We start from the raw sequence: 23,323 nt of genomic DNA, 5'->3' as shown, positions 1-23,323 counted from the left end.
GTTAGACGTTTGCCGTTCGCAGCGGGCGCTCGCCGCCTTCGATCGCCTGGCGCAGCTGCCTGCGGTCGCGCCTTAGGGTGTCCAGGCAATCATTGCCGAACCACTCCAGCGATGCATCGGCCAGGGGATCGCCTGAAATCTCCCGGAGGAATCGATCGTAGTCGACGGTGCCCTCGAACAACGGTGTCATGCCGCGCCTGCTACCGGCGGCGGCATAGACATTGGCCGGTTCGAAGACGGACAGGTCGACCCGATCGACAATGTTCTTCAGGTGGTAGTGGCGGATATGCGGCTTCATGGCCCGGTGAACCGTGACCGGATCGTCACCACCCTCCCAAACATGCAGCGTGTCGAAATTAACAGCGAAATGGGAATGGTCGACCTCTTCGATCAATTGCATGGTCGAGGCCGCCGTGTCGGCCAGTGTCTTCGGGTGCGTCTCGGCAAGCAGGTGAATGCCGTAGCTGGCGGTAATCTCGCAGATCTCCTTCAGGCGAGCGATGGTCTGCCGCCGCTCTTCCGCCCCGACGGCCAGACTGCCGCGGCTTCCGGCGAAGGTGCGGATCTTGCGGGTGCGCCAACGGCGGGCAAGCCTGCAAAGCTCCACCGTCTTGTGCCGCAACGCTTCGGTATCGCCATCAAGCGGCAAGTAGTCGCTGATCATCGGCACGGACAGGCCGTAGCCGTCGAGCCATTCGGCGTTGCGGTCCGAGCGCGGCGCCAGGTTGCGCGCATGCGCGCCCCAGAGTTCGATGCCCTGGAAATCGTTGGCCCCGGCCCAGGTGGCGATCTCGTCGAGCGAGATGAGATGATGCCGGAAGGTGATGGTGCAGAGCGAAACTCTCATCGTGCGACCCTCTTCAATGGGGGAACTTCTGCGGGAAGGACGAGGTCGGACCAGAGATCGAAGACCTCGGCGAGCTTTGCCTTAAGCTTCGTCTCCAACCGGTCGGCTTCGTCGAGGCGCTCGAAGACTGCTCCGGCCAGGGAGCGATCCCCCGCCTGGGCCAGCTTCATGCAGGCGTAGTGCAGGGTCTTCAGCGCCTGAACCAGCGCCTCGATTTCCTCGCACCATTTCTCGAATTCCGCCGCCGGTAGCTTCAGTGCCCGCCAGTAGAAGGCAAAGCCATGCTCATAGGCATATTTGCGGATGGTGATGACGGGCAGCTCGCGCACCGCGGCGCCAAGATTCGAGAGCGTGAGCCCGTCTCGTTCGTCGAGGTGCGCGGTGACGATTTCGCGGACGGCATCGACAATCGGGTTCCGGTCACGAACGAAGCACGCTTCGAAATAGGCTTTCAGGTCTTCCGCGTACGGCGCGCGCGCTTCGGCGTTATCGAAGACATAGCCGCCGCCGACTGTCGGCTGCATGATGGCGTGAATGACCTTTTCCTTGGCGATCTCGCCTTCCCAACGATAGTCGGGGTCGTGCACGAACCAAGTCTCGGGATCGGCGGTTTCCTGCAGCATGAGGTAGTGCGGGAAGGGGTTCTGATTGAACTTGTTCTCGCGCTCCGGCAGGTGGAACATGTCGAGCATGACCATGACCGAGCCGGTTTCGCTACGCTGCTTGAGAAGACCGAGCAGGACTGCGAGGTTGTCGAGCTTGGTGCGCTCCGGATCGTACCATTCGACGACGGAGACGCCGTAGAGCCGTTCGAACCAGCCGCGGAAGAATTCCTGGGTGATATCGGGTGCATGGTAGAGAAGCGCGAAACTGTCACTGACCGCGAACTTCGCGTCCCAGACGCCGAAATAGAACGGCCGCTGGTCCAGCCCGTTTCGCTTCAATCCATCGGAAACGCAGCTGACGAAGCAATGGACCTTGATGTCGTAGTAGGCCTCGCCATGAACACCCTCGTCGGTCGTCCCGCCCGTGAGCGGAAAGGCCGGAACGACGGTACCCGTTGTCTTCGGCAAATAGAGAGCGACGAAATCGGCGACCGTCTCGATCTCCTGTTTCGCGATCGCCTCCTCTGGCACCGATAGCCCGTATTCAAGTTCGAGATTGAGGAAAATTTCGAGGATCAGCACGGAGTCGAGATAGAGGTCTTCGTTGAGGCGGGCATCCGGGCCGAACCCCTCCATATGCCCATGTGCCATCTTTTCGGTGAGGACAGTCTCGATCGCCGCCAGGATTTCGTTCTCGCTCATGATGCAGCTCCCGCCATTGGCCTGTTGAACTCCCCTGCCAGATGGCGCGCCGCGACATCGCGACGGCTGATCTTGCCGTTCGCCTGACGCGGAACCGCATCGACCTGCAGGATCTCCATCGGCAACTGATGCCCGGCGAGATGGCGGCTGCACCATTCGCGTACCGCCTGCGGCGCTACCGGCACCTCGGCGCTGAAGAGCAGCGCGACGCGCTCCCCGGCAAAACGGTCGCTCTTGCGGAAGGCGACCGCATCGGTGATCGCGGGCATGGCCATGACGGCATCCTCCACGTCCTTCGGGTAGACGTTGAGGCCGGAGACATTGATCATGTCGTCCAAACGCGAGACGAAGACCAACATGCCGTCGGCGCGGCGATAGCCGAGATCGCGCGTGTGGATTGGCGCGCCATCGCCATTCCTGACGACAATCTCTCCGGAGTCTTCGACACTTCTGCCCGTTTCCGCGAAAAGATGCGGTAGCACGAAGCCCATGTCGCCAGCGGCAGCGACATCCGGATTGATGGCGATGCAACCGGATTCGGAGCAGCCATATTGCTGGAACATGAACCGGCTCTTGGCGCGAATATCGGCAAACCATGGATCGGGGAGCAGGGTGCCGGACGTCATCGTCGCGTGGATCTGTTCGCCCTGGGGCAGAAGCCGCGCAAGCGTGTGCAGGATCGCCGGCGACGAATAGAGCAACGGCCGCTCCGTTTCGCGCAGCACCTTCAGCAGATATTTCGGGTTCCCGGTGTTGACGATCACGGGCGTCTGGCCGCGCTTCAGTGCCACCAGAATGCCGCAGATCAGCCCGTAGGAATGGGTGGTCGGGCAGGCGATGACCGGCGTCATATCCTCCGGCTCGCCGAACGTGCGAACATAGCTTTCGATTTCGGCGTCGATTTCCGCCCAGCTTCGCGCCACGCATTTCGGCGCGCCTGTCGTCCCGGAACTCATCTGCAACAGCGTGCCCTGTGGCGACCCCAGCTCGGGCTTCTGGAGAACTTCGGCCGTCAGGCTGTTATAGAACAGCCGGTCGCAACCGGCGCCGATTGCGAGCTTGCGTGCGGCCGCATAGGGCGTACCGGGATGGATCGGCAGCACGCTCGCACCCGCCTTGCGGATGGCGAAAAACAGCGCCAGCCAGTCGACAGTTTCCGGAAAGCAGACGGCGTAGCGGCCGTTGTCACGGTCAGAAAGGCCGATCTCGGCGGCCAATCGTGCCGATGTTTCGCTGAAATAGGACTCGTCGTAGAGCCTGTCATCGATGCGGATCATGACTTTCTCCTTCGTTGAAGCGCTTTCGCGGCCAAGCTGTTCGGCACCGTGTGGTGGTATTCCGGCTTGAGCGCGAGGAGCTTCCTCGTCATCAGGGATTCGGTGAGAATGCGGGATTGGCCACAGCCGAGCTGGCTCAGCCGCTCGGTCGCCCCTTGCTCGCTCTCATAGGACGCAAGCACGGTTTGGACCCGCTGCCAGAAAAGCGTTTCCGGCAGATCGTAGCAGTGGTCGAGAAGATGGGAGATCTCGCTGAGATTGTAGACGAACAGCGTGTCCATCACCAATTCGCGGAGCGAATCCAGATTGTCCGTCCAGTAGAACTGGTCCGGCTCGGCATCACGGTAGACTGGGTTCAGTGCCAGGAAGTCCGGCGCCTTTTCCGGCTCGCGCAAAAAGCCCGGCGAGAACTCGATGCTCTCGTGGAAATCGCGCAGGATGAGCCTGACCGGCCAGCCGTCGCGATCAACGAGCAGCATATTCTGCCCGTGCGCCTCGACCGCCAGGCCATGGTGGACGAGCAGATGCCAGACCGGGAGGACGGCGATCTCGATCAACCGGTTGATCCACGGCATGAGGCCGAAGCGGCGGATCCAGTCGTCGGCGAACGGGCGTCCGTCCGCCTCGATCATCATCAGGGCATTGAAGGGAATGGCAGCCTCGCCCGTTGCAAGGGTGGCTTCAGCGCTCTCGCGCCAGATCGCCGCCACTTGGCCCGCCAAAGGTCCGTCGCGATCGGTGATAATCCCGGCATATTCCTGCAGGATCGTGAGCGGATAGCGTTCGCCGAAGGCCGGATCGTTCCCGACGATCCCGGCAATCCAGCGCGAGATCACCGGCGCCGTGCAGACCGAATGCGGCTCAAGCGTCCGCCGCGACGAGGTGTTGACGATGTTGAGCGGCAGCTTGACGCTCGCCGCAAGAGGCCTGTCCTGGTTCAGCAGCGAGCGCACCGACTGCGTTGCCGTGTAGCGGTCGCCTGCCGGCCCCAGGCAATGAACGTCCCCCGATGCGATCCAACCGGCAAGCTCAGTTTCGCGCAGTTCGCGCCACTGCCAGGGGTGCAGCGGGACAAGCCCGAAATCTTCCGGCGAGACGCCGCGTTGCTGCTGCTTCGCGAGCAGCTCGACCCACACCTCATGTCCGAGTTCCGCGCGCCAGAATGCATCCTCGTCGCCGGGCATTGCCTGGTGAAGATGTTTGCGCGCCACCAGCAGCCAGACGAGCTGGAATGCCCGGCCCGTTTCCGGTCCGTAGGCCGCATGGTCGGCGAAGGAAAAGCCGGTGCGCGCCTTGTAGCAGGGATGGTACGGATGCCCTTCATCAAGTGCGCCTTCCAGTTCGGCGAAGGACATCGTGCGCCGCAACCGCGCAGGGAGGTGCCGTTCGTTCCACTGGCAGAAGGCGATCGTCTGGGTGAGCTCGTCGAGCAGCTTTCCGCGCGTCGGGCCGCTGCCCGGCAAGGCGGCAACCAGTTGCGCCAGCGGCGGCGCGACCCAGCTGTCCGTGTCCTCGCGCATCTCCACCGAACCCGGCATCAAGCGAAGCCGTCCAAAGGGGCCAATGGCGCCGCGGCACCGGAAATCCCGGCCGCCGAGCGACCAAGAAAAATCGACCGCATCCCCGTGGGCGTGCTCACTGGCATCGACGATGTCTTCGTATAGGAGGGCGGCGGCGAGCTGGCGAAGCACCCGCTCCTCCGGCCGTCCCTTGAGATCAAGAGGCAATGGCATGATCGGTCCTCGGCGCTGTCAGGACGGCCGGCGCCCGCAACGGGTTTGACACGGGGCGGTACAGCGTCGGCGCATGATTGGATTGCAGCTCGTCCACGTCATAGAGGCGCGTCGTCAGATTGGCCTTGGAGGCGATCGTCGGCAGGTCGAGGACATGACGCGCGAATTCGCGTCCGGCTCCGGTCATGCGGGCGGCATAACCTTCGAGATGCAGGCGCAGTTCGCGCAAGAGCAGGCTCTCGTCACAGACGCCGTCATGGCCCATGCGACTGACGACTGAGAAGACCTGATTGACGATCAGGTAGTAGGCGAAGCGGTCGCGGATTTCGCTGTCGGCAAAATAGAGTGAGGGGATCGTTTGCGTCTCGGGAACATGGCTGACGATCAGGCCGCGATAACGTTCGGAGAGGTAGAAGCCCTGGTTGTCCCGGTAGTAGCTGACGGATGGATAGCCGCTAGCGATGTCCAGCAGACTGTTCTGCTGGTGCGCCTCAAGGGCGATGCCATAATCGTCATAGAGGCGGATCAAAGGCTCGACGGCGCAATCGAGATAACGTCGGAACCACAGCAGGGCCGCGCCCGGCAGGCTTTCACCCGTGCGCGCGGCGAGGGCTCGGACGAGGCGCTCCAGGCGGGAACCCTGGCCCGGAAGTGGATCGGCCGTCAGGGCGGCAACCGTCACAACGCCCCTGCCCTTCGCGCCCGAAAACGGGTTCTCCCGCAGGATCACTTCGAAGCCGCTTTCGCTCCGGCCAGGCAGGTCGAGCGTGATATAGGCGGGGTCCTGGATGATCCGGAAATTTCGGGACCGCGCAGCAAAGCCGATGCGATCGATCAGCTTCGCCATGGCGACGCCCGCCTCGAGCTCCTGACGTCGGTTCAGACGCACGGAATTGGTGATGCGGACGGGCAGGGAGAACTTGAGCATCCAGTCGGCATCGGCGTCATAGACCGTGCGCACTGATGAGGTCGCCGTAAAGACACGGCCGGCAGGCCCCAAGTGGCGCAACTGCCCCTTCTCGAGCATTGACCGAATGTCGAGATCAAGCAGCAGCGCTTCCGCCTGGAGCGGATGCATCGGCAGCAGGCATTCATCGCTGCCGAGCGTGACGCCATCCGCATTCGGTCCCAACAGCGAACGGACAATCTCATGGGCCGCCGTCGAACGGGCGGACGCGTGCCGCACACACTCCGCCTTGGCGGCAAAATAGTGCAACTTGAACGTACCGCGCAGTTCCGGCGCGTAAGATTCCTGCTGCCAGTAGGTCATGCCCTGCCGGCTCTTCGGCGTCGGATGCTGCCAATGACCAAAGGCGAGTGACTGTTCCGCCTCGATGAAATGGCCGCCGCTCGCCGGCTCGGGCTCCGCCTTGTCGATATAGAGTGCGGTCTGCTGATAGCTTTCGAGCACCCGCATCAGCAGTTCGAGCTCAAAGCCGCGCAAGGCATCCGCCTGGTTTTCATCGCCCTGGCGGTAGCACTCGTGGATGAGGATATGCAGCGCCGATATCAGTTCGATCTGGCGCCATGTCCCGTCGGAAACGCCCCTGCCCCAGACCCGGCCGAAGTGATGCGGGCCGCAGAGGGACGGCGACGTCACCTCGACGCGCAGGATCATGTGTTGCCTCGGAAGGGACCATTCCACGCAGTCGAAAGTGCCGCCGGCGGTTCGATGCATGACCCGGATACCCGGGTTCACTTCGCGCAGATAGCAGTTGGCGAAGCTTTGAAAGGTGGCGATTTCTGCGATTTGCCTAGACGATTGCATCCTGTCGATCCTCGGCACGCGACGCATAGCCGCGCAATGGCGTTGGACGTTTTCGACCAACACATTGAATTTTCTTATTGAGAGCGTTGTCAGCCAGTGGTGCTCAGCCGGCGGCCTGCCAGTGGAGCGATCCCGGCTGCTCGCGGAACGCGAAGCGCAGAAGATGGCTTTCGATGACCGATTTCGTATCGTCGAGATCGGCCTCGCCAGGCGAGCGGGCGCGGATGCTCAGGCCATCCGGTGTGGCCTGGAGATAGCCGGTCCCGCAGGAAAACCGGAGTTCGGCGCGATCGCCCGTCTGCTCGACGTCGATCTTGTGGGCGAAGTGCTTGCAGAGCTGCGTCAGGTATTTCTGGCCGTCGTCCGTTGCAAAGTGGGTGGTCGCTTCTTGCATCTGGAACTCCTGTCATCAGGCTTTTTGTTGCCCAGTCGGCCCGGGATGGCCGCCTGAGCGTCTTGGGCGACCGCCGTGGGGAGGACACGGCAGCCGCGATCGCGGACCGTCGGCCTAGAAAGTCGCTCGTGCGGTCAGAATGAAGGAACGGCCGGGCTCGTAGAGCGGCGTCACGTTCCCGAACTCCTGGCCGTAGGTCGCCCGGTCCGAATAGGTTTCGTCGAAGATGTTCTTGAGTTCGGCGCGCAGCGTCAGGTTCGGCCGTTGCGGCGGTACATATTCGACAAAGGCGTTGAAGACCTCGTAGCCCTCGAAAGGCTTGCTGCCGGCGGCGACGTCGTCGTAGTCGAGCGCAATCTCGGCGTCGGCACCGAAGGTGACGCCCCAGTCGGCCAGCGCGTGGACCGCCTGCAGCGTGATGATCTGGCCGGCGGGTGCTGCGAGATAGGTGCCGAGGTCGGAATCGGCGGGCTTACCGTCGATTTCGACGTCGATATTGGCGTATTTCACCTTGAAATAGCCATCGCCCCAATTGTAGCCGCCACCGATCTCGAAGCCGCGCGAGCGAACACCATGGGCGGCGATGCCGAGGTCTGCCCGGAAGCGCGGTGCGCGCGCATCATCGAGATCGGTCTGGAAGACACTGCCCTCGACTATGAAGCCGTTGTAGTTGGCCTCCAATCCCAAGACGTAATTGTCTGCCGTTACCGGCTTCGGACCGTTGCCATAGTCCCATTTGGGATTGATGATGAAGTTCTCGGCAAGCGGAATGCCCGCCCAGACATGCGAATACCCGGCCTTGGCCGTCAGAAGATCCTCGATGAGATCATATTCGCCCGAGACGTTGCCGCTGAAGCCCGAGTTGGTCCATTTCTCGCCCGTTGTTCCGGTAAAGTGCTGGTTGTCCCCTCTTGCGCCAAAGGAAAGGCGCGTCCTCTCCCAAGGCTCAAGCCTCGCCTGCGCGTAAATGCCGACATTGCGCGCCTTCTCGGTGCCGGGATCGTAGAGATCCTCAAGCTCCGCCTTGTCGCTGTAGAAGTCGATGCCAGCAATCACATTGCCGATATCGAAAGAGAACTTGTTCTCGAACTTGCCATTGAAACTATCCGACGTACCGATCGCGTCATAGGTCGTGGGAACGCCCGGTCCTGGCTTCGGGAAGATCGGCAGATCGACCTCTGTCTTGCTGTAGGCAAGCAGGAGCTTCGGGTCCCACCACCCCTCCGGCGTGCTGTCGGTATAGGTAAAGACGGTGTTCTGCCGGTCGAGCGTATAGTCGCGGATGCGCGGCTCCCACGGCTTGGGGTTCGAAATCGAACCCACATTGGCGCGGAACGGCCGTGGCGCATCGTCGTTGATACGGTCGTGGCTGATCTCGAAACGGTCGCCACTCTCGAACTCGTAGGCGAGCTTGCCAAGGCCGCTCAGCAGATTGGTGCTGGTGCCTTCAACCTCCTTACCGTTACCCGCGGTGAAATCGTTGCCATTGCCGAAGTTGAAGTAGCCGAGGAACTCAAGCCCTTCATGCATGCCATAGGCGGAGAGCCCCGTGGTCACCGTGTCGCTGTTGAAATTATAGCTGGATGTAACGAAGCCACCGAAACCGTCGGCATCCAACAGATCGCGCGGATCAATCGTTTCATAGGCGATCGCACCGGCGAGCGCCCCTGGGCCGGCATCGGCCGGGGCAACGCCGGCATCGACGTTGACGGCCTTCAGGAGGCCCGGATCGATGAGGTTCGTGCCATTGTGGTGGAAGACCTTGTTGTTCTGCCGGCCGCCGTCCATGGTCACGGCAAGGCTCGTTTCCTCGATACCATGAACGTAGACCTTCTGCGACATCGGCAAGGAGCTGCCGACGGCGATGCCCGGCTCCCCTGAAAAGACGTCGGCAATGTTGGCGGGGTTCTTCTGCTTCAGTTCCTCCGACGAGATGACGATCTCGCCGGCGCCGAGCGGTCCACTGCCAAAGGCGGAAATCGGATCAAGGACGGTGGCGCCGGAAGCATCCACGCCGTCACCGCTGCCGGCCGCCGTGGCCGAACCGATCAGCGCCGTTCCGCCCGATACCCTATAGGAGATGCCGGTGCCTGAGAGCAGCTGTGCCAGGGCCTGCTGCGGCTCCAGCGTGCCGCTGACAGCGGTCGAACGAATGCCCTCGGACGTCGCTGCAGCCAGAGTCACCTGCAGGCCGGATTGCCGCCCAAAGGCATTCAGGGCACTTGCAAGCGGTTGCGACGGAATGTTGAACGTGCGGGCCGTGCCTACACGCGATGTCGCCTCTTGGGCGGAGGCGACGGAAAGGGGCATGAAGGCAAGGGAGGAAAGCCCGACGATCGCCGTCGTTGTCAGCAGGCGCAGTCCTGCATGGCTATATCCTGCGTTGAAAGAAAGATGTCCCTTGCGGCATTTCGGCGAACTCATTTTACCCCCGTCTCGATGATCCGCGCGCTGCCTCTCGGCAGGCGCTTCGGACCAAAGACGACGGGCTCCGGATTTTTTTTCACCGGTCCGCGATTTTTTCTTGAATTTTTGAGTCCAAATTAAAATTGCGTCAGAACGCGGCCATAGGATGTCACCTCGCGCACCTTGCCACCAAACGGCTGAACCAATGCCTGAAGAGCGTGATCGGGATCCGTGAGATCATAGACGCCCGTCACCCGTCGCGCCGCGAGTTCGGATTGCGGGATGGAGATCCAGGCGGAATGGTAACGTTGCAGCCGCTCGGCGGCAGCCGCAACGGTGACGTTGTTGACGAACATCTTGCCACTGCGCCAGGCGCCGATCTCTTCGGTCGCGATCGCGCTTCGGGTGACAGCACCCGTCGCATGCGCCACCGTCGCCATTTCTCCCGGCGCGAGTTCGAAATTCTGCTTATGGTTTTCGCCGCTATACGAAACGGCCACCGTGCCGTGGGCGAGCTCGACCGTTGTCTCCGTACTCGCAAGCTGCACGTCAAAAGAGGTGCCGAGAACCGAAACCTCCACGCCGCCGGCATCGACGACGAACGGACGCGACGGGTCGCGCGCGACATCGAAATAGGCTTCGCCCTTTAGAAGCCGGACGTGCCGGGCCGCGGTGTTGATCTCGGTGGCGATGGCACTGCCGCCACCCATCTGGATGGTCGTGCCGTCCTCCAGCGTGATCGTCCTGCTCTCAGCGGTCTCGGTCGCATGATCGGCCTGCCACCACACAAGCAGCGACGGGAGCGCGACGAACAGCACCAGGCAGGCGGCAAGCGCCATCACTGCGGTGCCGGCAACTAAGGTTCTGGCCGCCCAACGCTTCGGCTGGCGGGTGGTTGCCGCCGATGAGACTAACGGCGTCGCCCCGCGCCAAAGCTGCTCATGAACCGGCGGCACTTCTCCCAGCAATTGCCAGGTCTTCAATGCCGTCTCCCAGGATCGGACATGCAGTTCCGACCTGCCCAACCAAGTGCGGAACGCGGCTTCCGTCTCCCGACAGTTCGGACGCGCCTTCAGTTCGAGGAACCAGTCCATGGCCTCTTCGAGCAACACCTCCGGTATGTGGTTGTCCTTGGTCAAAGCTCTGCCTGCTGGTTACGTGTTCGACGAGACACTACAGCGCCGCGCGTCTTATCAGACGCGCAAAGGTCGCTGTAGCACTTTGAATTGCTGCATGTTTTCATCCTTTAATCGGGTACGATTCAAGGAAACATGCACAAGCGGAATCATTCGGTCTGTCACAAAGACGAATTACTGCGGATTTTTTTTCACGCCGGCTCAAAATTCTAGGAGGCATCGCCCGCCAGAATTGTCGCCACCCGCATCATGGCGGTGCGAACATGGCGATGTACGGTTGCGACCGAGATGTTCAGGTGGGCGGCGATTTCTTCCAAGGTGTATCCACCGAAGCGGTGCATCTCAAGGGCAACACGAACGTCCGTGGGAAGATCGTCGAGGACGCCGGAAATGCGCCGGATCTCGTCGGTCACCACGGCGATGTCTTCGGGCGTCGGCATCTCGATCGGCATCGACCAGAACGGCGGCTCGTCCTGTTCCTCCCGCGCCTCTATCTTCCGGCGCTTGAGAAGATCGAGGCACAGATTGCGGACGATCCTGTAGAGATAGGCAGGCGAGAGGCCCTGGGAACCATTGTCGGTATTGGTCGGCGCGAAGCGGATGAACGCCTCCTGCACGATGTCTTCGGCAGTCTCACGCGACCCGACGATGCGCGTGGCATAGGCGACCAAAGCGGTACGCTTGGCGAAATAGACCTGATGGCGCGTTTCCATGTCGACCAAGGCGTCTGATCCGATCAAAACAACTTTGATGTGGCGTCCAGCGTCGTTCGCACTGCCTGCCGCGACGCGATCGGTGGACCGGGTGGCCAAACGAACGCGACGTCTCTTAGCACGCGTAAATAAACTTGTCTGTAATAGTCATGTTATTTTTCCAGCCAATTGCCTCGACGCCTGGCCGCCGAGCCTGAGCGTCCTTGGCCGGAGACCGTATCCCGTTGCAGAAGCGGAACTTTTCGCTCCGAGGACGATTACCCATCTGAGCGCGAACCGTGTCAACCGGACGCGGCAGGGATGGCGAACATGGCGGTTTTTCCGGTTTCTCGCCATGGCCAACGAAACGGCAGTCGAGCGCCCAACCTGTCCGGTTCGTCTCACTTTCTCATCGAGATTCAAGGCGCAACGCCCGCGCCCCCGCCCTCGACACGCAACTCTCTGACGAGCTCGATCAACGCCCGGAGTTTTGCCGGCACGTGTCGCCGGCCGGAGAAATAGAGGCACAGGCCGTCATAGGGTGGCGTCCACTCATCGAGAACCCGCACCAGCCGTCCGGCAGCGACATGCTCCTGGACGGCATAGTCGGAGAGATAGGCCAGCCCTGCGCCACACAGTACCGCCTCGAGCATCAGCCCGCTCTCGTCCAGAATGAGCCGTCCGGGCACATCGATCTCCACGCTCTCGCCATGACGCGAGAACTCCCAGTGATAAATCCGGCCGCTCGCCATGCGCGCCCGAATGCAAGTGTGATTCATGAGATCAGCCGGTCGCTGCGGCGCCGCTCTCTCCCGGAAATAATCCGGCGATCCGACGACGATCATGCGCGACTGGCGCGTGACTGGCACTGCGATCATGTCCGGCGGCACTGCGTCTGTCAGCCGGAAGCCGGCATCGAAGCCGAGGGCGACGATGTCCACCAGCGCGTTGTCGGTCGCGACCTCCACCGCCATGTCCGGAAAGCGCCGGAGATATTCCATCAGCAGCGGCTGCAGCACCATGCGTGCCGCCCCGGGCGAGGTGTTCAGCCGAAGCGTCCCGGTCGGCCGCGCCCGGGATTCCGTCACCCTTTCGACGGCACCATCGATCGCGGCGAGAGCCGGCAGAACCTCGGCCACGAAGGCCTCGCCCGCCGCGGTGAGCGCCACCGACCGGGTCGTCCGGTTGAACAGGCGGACATCCAGCCGCTCCTCCAGCGCCGACACGGCATGGCTGAGCGCGGAGGACGAAACGCCGAGTTCGCGGGCAGCGGCGCGGAAACCGCCGAGCCGCGCGATCGTCGTCACCGCCTCGAGTTCGGACAGACTGGGTCTCATTGCGCTATTTTCCTCATCAACCTGTCTATGATTGATGATCTTATCCTGGCGACCCTTCCGGCGCATATCCCCTTCATCACAACAGGAAACCGAACGATGAAGATGATCGAGCAGATCTATGTCGACGGCGCTTTCGTGACCCCTGAGGGCAGCGAGCGCTTCGAGCTTTTCAATCCCGCCACCGAAGAGAAGATCGGCGAGGTCCGCCTCGGTGATGCGGAAGACGCCCGCGCGGCGATTGCAGCCGCCAAGCGCGCCTTCCCGGCCATGCGGCGCACGACACCGGCCGAGCGCATCGCCATGCTGCAAGCGCTGCGCGACGCGGTCGCAGCGCACGCCGATGCCTTGCATGAGGCCATGGCGACCGAGTACGGCGCACCGCAGTCCTTCCTCGCTTTCTCGGTGCCGCATGCTTCGCACGTTTTCGAGGTCGCCGCGAAGACCGTGGCTGGCTATACCTTTACCCGGCAGATCGGCAACGCCGCGGTCGTCATGGAACCGGTTGGGGTTGCCGCCGCCATCACCCCCTGGAACAGCAACATCGGCTTCATCTGCACCAAGCTCGCCACCGCAATCGCGGCCGGCACGACGATCGTGATCAAGCCGTCGGAAATGAGCGCCATCCAGACCCAGACTCTGCTGGAAGCGCTGCACGACGCCGGTCTGCCCCGTGGCGTGCTCAACCTCGTCAACGGCTATGGTCATGTCGTCGGCGCGGAGCTCAGCCAGAACCCTGGTATCGCCAAGATCACTTTTACCGGCTCGACCACCACCGGAAAGACGATCCTTCGAACCGCTGCGGAAAGCTTCAAGCGCGTGACCTTGGAGCTCGGCGGCAAGGGGCCGCAGATCCTGCTCGACGATGCCGATCTCGATCACGCCATTCCGCACGTGCTTGCTTCCGCCTTCCGCAACAGCGGCCAGGCCTGCATTGCCGGCACCCGGCTTCTGGTGTCGGAGCGGAGGCTAGCGGAAGTGACCTCGCGTCTGGCCACCGCCGTCTCAGCATTGAAGATCGGCCCTTCGAGCGATCCGACCTCGGATATCGGCCCGATGGTCAGCGCCAGACAATGGCAGCGCGTCCAGTCCTATATTCGTCTCGGTCAGGAGGAAGGAGCAAAACTGCTGGCAGGCGGCGAAGGTCGCCCGGATGGGCTCGATCGTGGCTGGTTCGTCCGCCCCACCGTTTTCACCGATGTCACCAACGACATGCGGATCGCGCGGGAAGAAATCTTCGGCCCCGTCCTCAGCGTTCTTTCCTATCGCAACGAAGACGAGGCTGTCGCCATCGCCAACGACACGGACTATGGCCTGCAATCGTACGTTCTCGGCACCGATGTGGAACGCATGCGCCGCGTGGCCGGCCAACTCGAGGCCGGACGCGTGGTCCTCAACGAGGCGCCGGCAGATGCACAGGCTCCCTTCGGCGGCTTCAAGCATTCCGGCATCGGTCGTGAATTCGGGCCCTTCGGCCTCGAAGCCTTTCTCGAGCCGAAGGCGATCATTGGCTGAGCGATAATCCCCGTGTTTCAGGCGACCTGCGCGCCGACCTTGGGCGCGCTAGCCAACGCGACGGTATTGCGGCCCATGTGCTTCGCCTCGTAGAGAGCCGCGTCTGCGTTTTGCAGCAGCTTTTCAAGCGTCGTCTCAGTCGCAAGCGCCGAAGCGACGCCCAGGCTTGCCGTCACGCACCCATTGCCAAGTCCGCGATGTGCAATGCCGAGCCGTTCGATCGCCGTGCGGATACGCTCGGCCATCGCCAACGCCTGCAGCGGCTCCCGATCCGCCACGAGCACCAGCATCTCCTCACCGCCGAAGCGGAAGACGAAGGAGGCCTCATCCACCGTGTCGCGCATGCATTGCGAGACGGCGCGGATGCAGGCGTCGCCCTCGATATGGCCGTGAACGTCGTTGAACCGCTTGAAGTGGTCGATATCCAGCAGGATCGCCGAAACCGGCGCCAGGCGAGGCGCGTCGTTCCACAGCATCTCGCCAACCCGCGCCAGCGAGCGACGGTTCAACAGTCCCGTCAGTTCATCCCGTTCGGCATTACGCTCAAGCTGGCGGTAGAGAAGGCTGCCTCTTAGCTGGTTGAGGAAATTCTGCCTGTCCTTTTGCTCCAGAAAATAGGCGCTGACCGCCAGGAAGATCGACAGTGTCAGATAGAAGGTGATGATGCCGGAATAGGTGACATCGTCGAAGGCGCCGGTCAGGTGCGTGGTGGTGAAATGGGAAGCGCACATCAGCGCGAGCCCGATCAGGACGGCAAAGAAACGCGGCCGCAGCGCGATGACGAAGAACAAAAAGGCGGCGGAATTGCCGTTCTGATAGACGAAGAGGTAGGAACTGGTGCTTTGCGTGGCAGCGGCCATCGGCAAGGTGACGCCCAGCACCGCGATCGCCACCGCCAGGACGTCGTAGAGAAGCGCATCCGGCCAGCGGCGCACGGCCAGGATACAGCCGATGACGAAAGGCGTGAACACCAGGAAACGGGCGACGAGCAGCTCGCTGAACACGTCGGGCAGCATTGTACGATCGCCGAAATAGACCAGATCGTAGATGAAAACGCCGATCACGCCCCAGATCACCGCGAGCCGCACACGCTCGGCCGCATATTCCTTGCGAAACAGCGCCTCGATCTCCGGCGAGAACAGCAGATAACGAAAGCCGCGCGCGATCTGGTTCTCTACCTGGTCTAGCGTGACAACGCCCATTACCAATTTCCCCGGCTGCGGAAGGACTCCAGCAAGCTAGCAGAGAAAACTGAATATTCGTCTAAAGCTAGATCGGTTCGCCGCTGTCTTCGGGCACCTTGATCAGGACCGTCTCGTCGGCCTCGATCGGCCTGCCATCCTGTGTGCGGATGTCGAGCTTCACAGGCAGTCCTGTTTCTTTTTCGACCAGCAGGGAATGCTCCTCGCCGGGCTGAAAGAGGTGCCTTTCGCCGAACTGGCGCAAGGCGACCATCACAGGAAAGAGGTCCCGGCCCATCGCCGTCAATTGATACTCGACCCGCGCTTTCGCCTCGCCGACGGGAACCGTCTCCAGAATGCCGCGGTCCACGAGCGTGCGCAGGCGCTCCGTCAGGATGTTCTTGGCAATGCCGAGGCTTTTCTGAAAATCACTAAAGCGTCTCAATCCGTCGAACGCATCGCGCACGATCAGCAGCGACCACCAGTCGCCGATCGCGTCCAGAGATCGCGCGCTGGGGCAGTAGTCTCCCTTGAGGCTTCTGCGCGCCACCATGCGAACTCTCCTCTCTCGCGCCCACGAGATTTTGGTTGCATTATGAAACCAAATCGCTATCCATAAATTTGGTTTCATTATTAAACCGAAATAAGGAAGAAGTCCAATGGATGGTAGAGCTGCTGCGGCGTCGATCGACGCCGCAAACGACGCTGCGCGCCCAAATGCCGGAGATGCCACGGCATCACCGTTGACGCGCCCGATGATGACACTCTTCGCCTTTGCCTCTGGCCTTGCGGTCGCCAATGCCTATTTTGCCCATCCCCTGCTGGATGTGATGGCCGCGGATCTCGGCCTTTCGCAGATAAGCGCCGGTTTGATCGTCGGCGCGACGCAGATCGGCTACGCGCTCGGCCTGGTCCTGCTTGTTCCTCTTGGCGACCTTTTCGATCGCCGCAAGGTCATCATCATTCAATCCCTGCTTTCAGTGGTCGCGCTCGGCTTCGTCGCCCTTTCGGCCAACGCCGAAATGCTGATGGCCGCGATCGCGGCGGTCGGCATGCTGGCCGTCCTGACACAGGCGCTGGTCGCCTATGCGGCCAGCCTGGCCCAACCGTCAGAACGCGGCCGGGTGGTGGGGTTTGTCACCAGCGGCATCGTGATCGGCATCCTCTCCGCACGCACCGTCGCGGGCCTTCTGACGGATCTCTCCGGCTGGCGATCGGTCTATCTTGCATCATGTGTCGCAACGCTCTTGATCGCCGGCCTGCTGTACAGGTTGTTGCCGCACCAGAGACGGGAAACGAGCAAGCTCAGCTACCCCCGCCTTGTCGGCTCCACCTTCAAGCTGATCTGGGAAGAGCCGGTGCTGCGCACCCGCGGCGTGATCGCCATGCTGATCTTCGCGAACGTGACGACCCTGCTCACCCCGCTTGTCCTGCCGCTGAGCGCACCGCCCTTCTCCATGTCGCATACCGAGGTCGGCCTCTTCGGTCTGGCAGGGATCGCCGGGGCTTTGGCCGCTTCTCGTGCGGGCCATTGGGCCGATCGCGGATTTGGCCAGGCGACGACGGGGATTGCACTCGCGCTTATGCTCATCGCATGGCTGCCGATCTCATTGCTGCATCACTCGATCCTGTGGCTGATCGCCGGTGTGCTCGTCCTCGACTTCGGGCTCCAGGCGGTCCACGTGACCAACCAGGCCCTGATCTATCGCGTCCGTCCGGAAGCGCAGAACCGACTGACGGCAGCCTACATGCTCTTCTATTCGCTCGGCAGCGCGATCGGATCCTCTCTGTCCACGGTCGCCTATACGCATGCGGGATGGAACGGCGTCTGCCTGATGGGCGCGGCGATCAGCCTTACCTCGCTGCTCTTCTGGCTGGCGACAAGACCTACGGGATCCAAGCATGCGGAAGACGCGCAGCGTTGAACGGTTGAGTGAGCTGCGACAGCGCGGACCGAGGTTGGCTCAGCCAACGAGAAGGCCCCGCACGATGGCGGGGCCTCTGAGGGAACGGTCGACCGCCGCTCCTCGACGCTTATGCGGCCGGTTCAAAGTCGGTCGAGAGGGACACGGCACGCCATTGGGCAAGGATTTCTGCGTCCGATGCGTGCTTGGCTTCGATCGCGGCCACCGTGTCGCTGCCAAGCGGCAACCGCACCGGCGGATTTTCGGCATCAGCGAACGAGATCAAGACCTCTGCCAGCCTGTCGGGATTGCCCGGCTGGTTATGGCTGATCTCCTTCGCCTTGCTGCGAACGAAGCCGGCCGTCTCGGCATAGTCCTCGATCTCGATCGGGCTGATGCCGAGTGAGGTCGAGTCGAGAAAGTCGGTGCGGAAGTAACCGGGTTCGATCGCCGTCGCATGGATACCGAGCGGGGCAAGCTCTGCTGCGAGCGCTTCGGTCAGGCCTTCAACGGCAAACTTCGTCGAGCAATAGACCCCGAAGCCAGGGCCGCTGCGATAGCCGCCGATCGACGAGAAGTTCAGGATGCGTCCCGAACGCTGGCGGCGCATGTGCGGCAGCACGGCACGGGTGACGGCCAGCAGGCCGAAGACGTTGGTGCGATACAGGGCCTCGATCTCGGCACCGCTTGCCTCTTCGACCGCACCGAGCAGTCCGTAGCCGGCATTGTTGACCAGAACATCGATCCGGCCAAAGCGGGCGATCGCCTGCCCGACCGCCTGATGCGCCTGGGACTCGTCGGTAACATCGAGCGCTACGGCCAGAAGGTTGGGTTGCTCGCCGAAACGCTCGGCGATCGCCTTCGGATTGCGCGCCGTCGCGACGACCTGATCGCCCTTGGCGAGTGCCTTTTCCACAATGAGGGCGCCAAATCCACGGGATGCCCCGGTAACGAACCATGTATGCATGTGAACCTCCTGTTTGTTTCGCCGCTCCATCGTCGGCGGCTGAGAAGGTTTTACCGCGCTCCATCTGCTGAGATAATCGACTGGATTCTCCTTGAGCTGATGAGTAAGATTCATCAATGAGAACCGTATCGCCTTCCGACCTGTCCTCCTTCCTGGCTTTGGCCCGGCACCGAAGCTTCCGCCGCGCCGCCGACGAGATCGGCTGCACGCCATCGGCGCTCAGTCATGCCCTGAAGGCGCTTGAAGAACGGCTTGATCTTCGCCTCTTCAACCGAACGACCCGCAGCGTCGCGCTGACGGAAGCGGGCGAACTTCTGCTCGCGCGCGTCGCACCCGCCTTCCGCGACATCGAGGATGCGCTTGACGACCTCAACAACTTCCGGGGCGCACCTGTCGGGCGCTTGAAACTCAATGCGGCGCGCGCCTCCGCGAAGATGGTGCTTCTGCCATTGGTCGCGCGTTTTCTCGAAGCCTACCCGAAAATCAGCATCGAGATCGTCACCGACAACGACCTCGTCGACATGGTATCGGAGGGTTTCGACGCCGGCGTTCGTTTCGGCGAGGTCATCGCGCAGGACATGATTGCCGTCCCGATCGGGCCGCGCCAGCGCACCGCAATTGTGGCAACGCCTTCCTTCTTCGAGCGCTTTCCAAAACCGACCGCTCCCGATCACCTGAGGGAACTCCCCTGTGTCGGACTGCGCTTCGGCAGCGGCCGGCTTTACGCATGGGAGTTTGAGCGCGGCGGCGTGGAACTTCAGGTCGAAGTGAGCGGCCCCCTGATCGTCGACGACCAGGACATGATGGTGGACGCTGCCCTTGCGGGCGCCGGCGTGACCTTCACCTTCGAGGATCAGGTGCTGTCGCTGATAGACGAAGAGAAACTTGTTCGGGTGCTCGAGGACTGGTGCCCCTACTACGGCGGCCTCTATCTATACTACCCCAGCCGACGGCAAATGCCGGCGGCGCTACGCGCCTTCGTCGATTTCATCAGGACTGCGGGTACCGCCTCACCAAGAGTTAACGCGAAGCTGCTTCAGCGACCCACCGCGCCACGGTCGGACCATGACGCCGCCGCTTCCGGCTAAGGCCGGAACAGGCGAAGGTGCCCGACGCGGGACATCCCCTGGCCTACGCCTTGGTTTCCATTGCGGGCGAAATAGCCTCCGCGACGGCCAGCTCGGCCATGGCAAGGGCAGCTTCGCGCGTTGCGGCAGCCGCGATGAAGCGGCCATTGTGGCAGAAGCTTGCGCCCGCGACCCCGCAAGCCGCTTCCAATTCGCCGTTGGTCAGGCCGGCCCAGGCGGCGGGCAGATCTGCGCGAAGCTCAAAGCCCTCATCTGCCTTGCGGATGCCCGTCAGGCACCAGTCTTTGTCGCGCGGGTGAACGACGAACAACAGGTGATCGGCGCCGGCCTTCACGACGGCCGGACGGAAGGGCATGCCCATCGGCAGCTCGAGAACGCGACCATCCCCGGCTCTAGCGATTTGCTGAAGGACAAGTGCCTCGGCTCTGAGCTTGGCGAAGCGCTGCGCTACGCCGGCCTCGACGAGCGTACGAGCAATCGCCAGGGCCGCCTGAAAGCCGCGATCGTCAGCCTCCTGGCCGGCCTCGTCGAACACCGGCTTCAAGGTTTCCAAAAGCGCCGGCAGGGTGAGCCCTGCGAGCGGTCCGGCGATGGAAGGGTCGAGCGCGCCATTGTCCACCAGGTCGACTGGAAGCACGAAGCGTGCGTCAAAGGCCGCATGGACCGCCTCGATATGGTCTTCAGGAACGCCTGAAGCGGCGAGATAGTCGCGGCCATAGTGCTTCCAGATCAGCCCGAACGAACTGTAGGGCTGGCCGTCTTCTCTTAACGGCGCGCCGCGCTGGTGATGATCGAAGATGCCGGCAGCAGGGTCATACTGGCCACCCACATCGTAAACGATACGGTCTGCACCGGGCCTGATCCATTCCGCAGCCCGGCTGCGGATCAGACGCGCCTGCGGGAACAGCCGCGTGAGAATGACGGTGGACAACAGTTCGTCGGCATGAAAGCCACCGGAATGGGTAACGAGAAACTCTGGGATCATCCCGATTGGCCTTATGGTTCGTTGAATACGGAGCGCACCACATAGCCATTGCTTGCTGCCACCTCAACCCACCATCGCTCCTTGCCTGCATGAAGGACCGCATGCGCCGCTTGGGGATCTTGGCGGGAGACGGATCAACGGCCGAGACTGGCCGACAAATATTTGGCCCCGAGCGCAGCTACTCCAGATCCATCGTGGTGAAGACCCGGCAATTGTCGGGCGCAGGCGTGCCTTTGCAAATCTGCGCATCGACCAGTTGGTCCACGGCCAGCGTGTTCGTCAGCAGAAGTGCCTTGAACAATTGCCAAAAACCGGGATTGCCATCCGCATCGCGCTGGCCCTCCGCCAGCGTCTGGTAGCGCACGCCCATTTCATCGTAGTAGGCCGCCAGCTTTTTGCTGCTGGCTTCGTTTCCGGTCACCATCGGAATGCCGCCGATTATCGTTTCCTCGCCCGCGAGCCTTCGAGTGCCGGACGCAAGGATCAGGGCGCAAGCTTCCATGCATGCTCCGCGCGAAGCCGCCTCGCCGACAAAGTCAGCGCCTCTGTCGTCGTTCGCCGTGCAATTCTCTTGATCGCGCTGGCATCCGACAAAATTGGTCGTGCCCACCGCCACGCTCAGCTTGTTCTTGCGGACGAGGCGTCCGATTGCCATGGCGGCGGCAGCATCCCCGCCGGAAGAGGTAAGGACCAGCGGCAGCTTTCTGCCTGCGAGCACCTTCAAGGTCGCCTTCAGCAACGCCGGCGTCTTCGCACCGATGACGCCTTCGGCGGAAATCCATTCCGGACATGTCGGCTCGCAACCGGATTGGTTCGAGCGTACGACGACGAACCGCATCTGCTGTTCTGCCGCCATTGCCGGCTGTTGGATCGATAGGCCTGGCGTCGCCAGACACATCAGCAGCGCCGCCCGCCGAAGGCTCGCCAAGACCCTGCGTACAGGGAAACTCCCACCTGACATCCCTATCTCCAGCCTAACGCTTCAGGTCCGACATGACGAAAACCCGACAATTGGCGGACGCCGGTACCGTTCTGCAGGTCTCGACCGAGGTCAGCAATTCGACCCCGCCCAGCTGCGTGATCAATTTCATCTCGGTCATCGCGACGGGTTCGATCTTGCGCATATCGGAGGCGGGCGTGATCTTCATCAGATCGATAACCGTGCGGCCGATGCCCATTTCCGCGAGGTAGGCGGTCAACTCGCGCTCCTGCGCCCTGGTCATCTCGTAGATCTTGCGGCTGCCGACATTCTTGCGGCTGACGACCTTCTTGCTGGTCACCTTCTTCTTGCCGTTGACGATACGGTACTCCTCCCGATACCGCGTCTGGGTCTGAACGAAGACAGTGGTGATCTGGTGAACGCCGAGATAGGCCCATTGCCCGGCCACTCGGCGGGTTCCGCCGGCGAACATCAGCGGACAGGCCGAATTGCAGTAGGCTCCGCCCGAATAGGCGATACCGATATAGCGGGCGCCCTTGCCGTCGTTTTCGCGGCAATCCTTCTGCTGCGGCTGGCAACCGATGAAGCGGGTTTTGCCGACCGCCACTTCAAGCCTTCGCGCTCTGATGAGCCGCCCTAGCGCCAGCGCAGCGTCGACGTCTCCCCCAGGTGACGTCACCACGACCGGCAGGCGGCGCTTGCCGATGGTTTTGAGCAGCTTCTTGAACTGCGCCGGGCTTTCGCGAACGATCGTCCCCTCCGCCGATATCCACTCCGGACAGGTTGGCTCGCACCCTGGCTGACCGCTGCGAACCACGAAGAACTGCATGTCAGCGCCGCCGGCCGGCGCCGCTCGAACCGTCGCGGCCGAGGCCAGGAGCCCAACCAACAGACAGACAATGACCACTGAACGCGAGAAAACTTCTCGTGGAAATGCCATGCCGATCAAAAAACTGTCCCTCTCCCGACTGTCCCTGCGCCGGCGGTCCAGGGATCTCGCCCGATCCCTTTTCGCATCAGCGTGGTGCGCGGCCCCCCGCAAATTTCATTCTGCAAATATGCCTATCAAAACAAACAGTTCTTTCGCATCCATTGCTGCGATCGTGCGCGGGATGGCGAAAGAGAATTGAAAGTTGCGTCAGTCAATAATGAAACCAACGATAGCATGGAGCCCGAACATAAGGCAACGATCATGGACGCGGAATCGGCTGCCGGAGCGATGCGATCGACCCGCCTAAGCCATTGCAGCGAGACGATAGTTGTTCGCGCGGCAGCGATCAGACGCCGAGGGGCTGGATACGCCGCGGACGCTTTGACAACATAGGCGCTCAAGGCAGGATTGCGATTCGATGACGATTTTCTTTAAGGCAGCAATTTCCGACGACGTGGCATTCGGAATGATCGAGCGGTGTTTTTCCGACCCGGATGATTATGACGGCTATCTCGATATCTTTGGCGATCACACCGAGCGGACCGTTTCATGGAGCAAGGGCAGGTCGGTGGACGAGTTCAAGGCTGAGATAACCGAAGCATTGCGATCGGCCTGGGAAAGCGCGCGTTTCTGGCAGGTATACGAGCGGCGCGAAGACCGGGACGATGCCGGAACCAATGAAATCCGGCGCGCTGCCATCAATCTGACGCGCACCTATGGCGGCGTGATCGTGATCACGTTGAGCCTGCTTGGCAGACGCAGCAGCACGCACGATCTCGAACTGGTGTTTGTCTGCTTCCAGGAAGATGCCCAACGCCGGAATTTTCGCGTGCGCTACGACGGAAAATTCATTCCCGCCTGACGCCTTGCGTGGTGCAAAAAATAGCGTTTCTCCGACCAGGCCCTGATCGGCCGGCG

Annotated in this window: 20 protein-coding genes; 4 read left to right on the top strand and 16 right to left on the bottom strand. The window is 62.1% G+C overall.

All coding sequences use genetic code 11. From position 1 onward, the window contains the following. Position 1: 1 nt before the first annotated feature. The 10 genes from ACTJKE_RS18725 to ACTJKE_RS18680 all read right to left on the bottom strand — a co-directional run bounded on the left by ACTJKE_RS18725 (position 2) and on the right by ACTJKE_RS18680 (position 12,897). Positions 2-847, bottom strand: a complete 846-nt coding sequence (locus ACTJKE_RS18725; protein WP_058330034.1) for a sugar phosphate isomerase/epimerase family protein — start codon at positions 845-847, stop codon at positions 2-4. After that, positions 844-2,154, bottom strand: a complete 1,311-nt coding sequence (locus tag ACTJKE_RS18720) for a DUF6005 family protein (RefSeq protein WP_058330035.1) — start codon at positions 2,152-2,154, stop codon at positions 844-846. The genes ACTJKE_RS18725 and ACTJKE_RS18720 overlap by 4 nt, the downstream gene beginning before the upstream one ends. After that, on the bottom strand, positions 2,151-3,431 hold the full coding sequence (locus ACTJKE_RS18715) for an AMP-binding protein (RefSeq protein ID WP_058330036.1): 1,281 nt from the start codon (positions 3,429-3,431) through the stop codon (positions 2,151-2,153). Before ACTJKE_RS18715 ends, ACTJKE_RS18720 begins: the two co-directional genes overlap by 4 nt. Then, positions 3,428-5,164, bottom strand: a complete 1,737-nt coding sequence (locus ACTJKE_RS18710; RefSeq protein WP_440692077.1) for an IucA/IucC family protein — start codon at positions 5,162-5,164, stop codon at positions 3,428-3,430. Before ACTJKE_RS18710 ends, ACTJKE_RS18715 begins: the two co-directional genes overlap by 4 nt. Further along, entirely contained in the window at positions 5,148-6,932 is a 1,785-nt protein-coding gene (locus ACTJKE_RS18705; RefSeq protein WP_058330142.1) for an IucA/IucC family protein, read from the bottom strand. The genes ACTJKE_RS18710 and ACTJKE_RS18705 overlap by 17 nt, the downstream gene beginning before the upstream one ends. Positions 6,933-7,035: 103 nt before the next feature. Beyond that, on the bottom strand, positions 7,036-7,326 hold the full coding sequence (locus ACTJKE_RS18700; protein WP_058330038.1) for a DUF2218 domain-containing protein: 291 nt from the start codon (positions 7,324-7,326) through the stop codon (positions 7,036-7,038). Positions 7,327-7,440: 114 nt separating this feature from the next. Further along, positions 7,441-9,750 carry a TonB-dependent receptor domain-containing protein gene (locus ACTJKE_RS18695; RefSeq protein ID WP_440692074.1) on the bottom strand — a complete coding sequence of 770 codons (2,310 nt, stop codon included), beginning with the start codon at positions 9,748-9,750 and terminating at the stop codon, positions 7,441-7,443. Positions 9,751-9,869: 119 nt separating this feature from the next. Further along, on the bottom strand, positions 9,870-10,871 hold the full coding sequence (locus tag ACTJKE_RS18690; RefSeq protein WP_440692072.1) for a FecR family protein: 1,002 nt from the start codon (positions 10,869-10,871) through the stop codon (positions 9,870-9,872). A 206-nt stretch (positions 10,872-11,077) separates the two neighbouring features. After that, positions 11,078-11,581 (bottom strand): RNA polymerase sigma factor, encoded by a 504-nt coding sequence (locus ACTJKE_RS18685; RefSeq protein WP_058330143.1) that lies wholly within the window; start codon positions 11,579-11,581, stop codon positions 11,078-11,080. Between the two features lie 398 nt (positions 11,582-11,979). Continuing rightward, positions 11,980-12,897, bottom strand: coding sequence for a LysR family transcriptional regulator (locus ACTJKE_RS18680; protein ID WP_058330041.1), 918 nt, complete (start codon positions 12,895-12,897; stop codon positions 11,980-11,982). Between the two features lie 96 nt (positions 12,898-12,993). Between ACTJKE_RS18680 and ACTJKE_RS18675 the strand changes: the two genes are divergently transcribed. Continuing rightward, positions 12,994-14,409: an aldehyde dehydrogenase family protein gene (locus tag ACTJKE_RS18675; RefSeq protein ID WP_113512114.1), complete on the top strand. Its 1,416-nt coding sequence runs from the start codon at positions 12,994-12,996 to the stop codon at positions 14,407-14,409. Positions 14,410-14,426: 17 nt separating this feature from the next. On the opposite strand, the gene ACTJKE_RS18670 is transcribed toward ACTJKE_RS18675, so the two are convergent. Together ACTJKE_RS18670 and ACTJKE_RS18665 are read right to left on the bottom strand one after the other, a co-directional pair. Beyond that, positions 14,427-15,611 (bottom strand): GGDEF domain-containing protein, encoded by a 1,185-nt coding sequence (locus tag ACTJKE_RS18670; RefSeq protein ID WP_440692070.1) that lies wholly within the window; start codon positions 15,609-15,611, stop codon positions 14,427-14,429. Positions 15,612-15,678: 67 nt separating this feature from the next. After that, positions 15,679-16,143, bottom strand: coding sequence for a winged helix-turn-helix transcriptional regulator (locus ACTJKE_RS18665; RefSeq protein ID WP_058322093.1), 465 nt, complete (start codon positions 16,141-16,143; stop codon positions 15,679-15,681). Between the two features lie 106 nt (positions 16,144-16,249). Here ACTJKE_RS18665 and ACTJKE_RS18660 point away from each other — a divergent pair, with 106 nt between their 5' ends. Further along, the gene (locus ACTJKE_RS18660; RefSeq protein WP_113512118.1) at positions 16,250-17,515 is read left to right on the top strand and encodes an MFS transporter; all 1,266 of its coding nucleotides are present in this window, start codon (positions 16,250-16,252) and stop codon (positions 17,513-17,515) included. 109 nt (positions 17,516-17,624) lie between these two features. On the opposite strand, the gene ACTJKE_RS18655 is transcribed toward ACTJKE_RS18660, so the two are convergent. Beyond that, complete coding sequence (locus ACTJKE_RS18655) at positions 17,625-18,461, bottom strand: oxidoreductase (protein WP_058330144.1); 837 nt, start codon at positions 18,459-18,461, stop codon at positions 17,625-17,627. A gap of 116 nt (positions 18,462-18,577) precedes the next feature. Between ACTJKE_RS18655 and ACTJKE_RS18650 the strand changes: the two genes are divergently transcribed. Further along, positions 18,578-19,549, top strand: a complete 972-nt coding sequence (locus tag ACTJKE_RS18650) for a LysR family transcriptional regulator (RefSeq protein WP_063893443.1) — start codon at positions 18,578-18,580, stop codon at positions 19,547-19,549. A gap of 43 nt (positions 19,550-19,592) precedes the next feature. Here ACTJKE_RS18650 and ACTJKE_RS18645 read toward each other — a convergent pair whose 3' ends face one another. From ACTJKE_RS18645 to ACTJKE_RS18635, 3 genes are all read right to left on the bottom strand, one after another. Next, positions 19,593-20,534 carry an MYG1 family protein gene (locus ACTJKE_RS18645; protein ID WP_440692068.1) on the bottom strand — a complete coding sequence of 314 codons (942 nt, stop codon included), beginning with the start codon at positions 20,532-20,534 and terminating at the stop codon, positions 19,593-19,595. A 178-nt stretch (positions 20,535-20,712) separates the two neighbouring features. After that, positions 20,713-21,273: a hypothetical protein gene (locus ACTJKE_RS18640; protein WP_156437208.1), complete on the bottom strand. Its 561-nt coding sequence runs from the start codon at positions 21,271-21,273 to the stop codon at positions 20,713-20,715. Positions 21,274-21,508: 235 nt separating this feature from the next. Then, entirely contained in the window at positions 21,509-22,303 is a 795-nt protein-coding gene (locus ACTJKE_RS18635; RefSeq protein ID WP_156437210.1) for a hypothetical protein, read from the bottom strand. 520 nt (positions 22,304-22,823) lie between these two features. Here ACTJKE_RS18635 and ACTJKE_RS18630 point away from each other — a divergent pair. Next, positions 22,824-23,267, top strand: coding sequence for a hypothetical protein (locus ACTJKE_RS18630; RefSeq protein WP_057255277.1), 444 nt, complete (start codon positions 22,824-22,826; stop codon positions 23,265-23,267). The last annotated feature ends 56 nt before the right edge of the window (positions 23,268-23,323 follow it).

The organism is Ensifer sp. 22521, from assembly GCF_052044795.1.
Lineage (GTDB): Bacteria > Pseudomonadota > Alphaproteobacteria > Rhizobiales > Rhizobiaceae > Ensifer.
This window is presented reverse-complemented; position numbering and strand designations above follow the sequence as displayed.

Coding starts and splice junctions, on each gene's coding strand:
- ACTJKE_RS18695 (WP_440692074.1), bottom strand. CDS start 9,750: ATGAGTTCGCCGAAATGCCGCAAGGGACATCTTTCTTTCAACGCAGGA.
- ACTJKE_RS18710 (WP_440692077.1), bottom strand. CDS start 5,164: ATGCCATTGCCTCTTGATCTCAAGGGACGGCCGGAGGAGCGGGTGCTT.
- ACTJKE_RS18665 (WP_058322093.1), bottom strand. CDS start 16,143: ATGGTGGCGCGCAGAAGCCTCAAGGGAGACTACTGCCCCAGCGCGCGA.
- ACTJKE_RS18700 (WP_058330038.1), bottom strand. CDS start 7,326: ATGCAAGAAGCGACCACCCACTTTGCAACGGACGACGGCCAGAAATAC.
- ACTJKE_RS18630 (WP_057255277.1), top strand. CDS start 22,824: ATGACGATTTTCTTTAAGGCAGCAATTTCCGACGACGTGGCATTCGGA.
- ACTJKE_RS18705 (WP_058330142.1), bottom strand. CDS start 6,932: ATGCAATCGTCTAGGCAAATCGCAGAAATCGCCACCTTTCAAAGCTTC.
- ACTJKE_RS18645 (WP_440692068.1), bottom strand. CDS start 20,534: ATGATCCCAGAGTTTCTCGTTACCCATTCCGGTGGCTTTCATGCCGAC.
- ACTJKE_RS18720 (WP_058330035.1), bottom strand. CDS start 2,154: ATGAGCGAGAACGAAATCCTGGCGGCGATCGAGACTGTCCTCACCGAA.
- ACTJKE_RS18725 (WP_058330034.1), bottom strand. CDS start 847: ATGAGAGTTTCGCTCTGCACCATCACCTTCCGGCATCATCTCATCTCG.
- ACTJKE_RS18715 (WP_058330036.1), bottom strand. CDS start 3,431: ATGATCCGCATCGATGACAGGCTCTACGACGAGTCCTATTTCAGCGAA.
- ACTJKE_RS18635 (WP_156437210.1), bottom strand. CDS start 22,303: ATGCAGTTCTTCGTGGTTCGCAGCGGTCAGCCAGGGTGCGAGCCAACC.
- ACTJKE_RS18655 (WP_058330144.1), bottom strand. CDS start 18,461: ATGCATACATGGTTCGTTACCGGGGCATCCCGTGGATTTGGCGCCCTC.
- ACTJKE_RS18650 (WP_063893443.1), top strand. CDS start 18,578: ATGAGAACCGTATCGCCTTCCGACCTGTCCTCCTTCCTGGCTTTGGCC.
- ACTJKE_RS18675 (WP_113512114.1), top strand. CDS start 12,994: ATGAAGATGATCGAGCAGATCTATGTCGACGGCGCTTTCGTGACCCCT.
- ACTJKE_RS18660 (WP_113512118.1), top strand. CDS start 16,250: ATGGATGGTAGAGCTGCTGCGGCGTCGATCGACGCCGCAAACGACGCT.
- ACTJKE_RS18680 (WP_058330041.1), bottom strand. CDS start 12,897: ATGAGACCCAGTCTGTCCGAACTCGAGGCGGTGACGACGATCGCGCGG.
- ACTJKE_RS18685 (WP_058330143.1), bottom strand. CDS start 11,581: ATGGAAACGCGCCATCAGGTCTATTTCGCCAAGCGTACCGCTTTGGTC.
- ACTJKE_RS18670 (WP_440692070.1), bottom strand. CDS start 15,611: ATGGGCGTTGTCACGCTAGACCAGGTAGAGAACCAGATCGCGCGCGGC.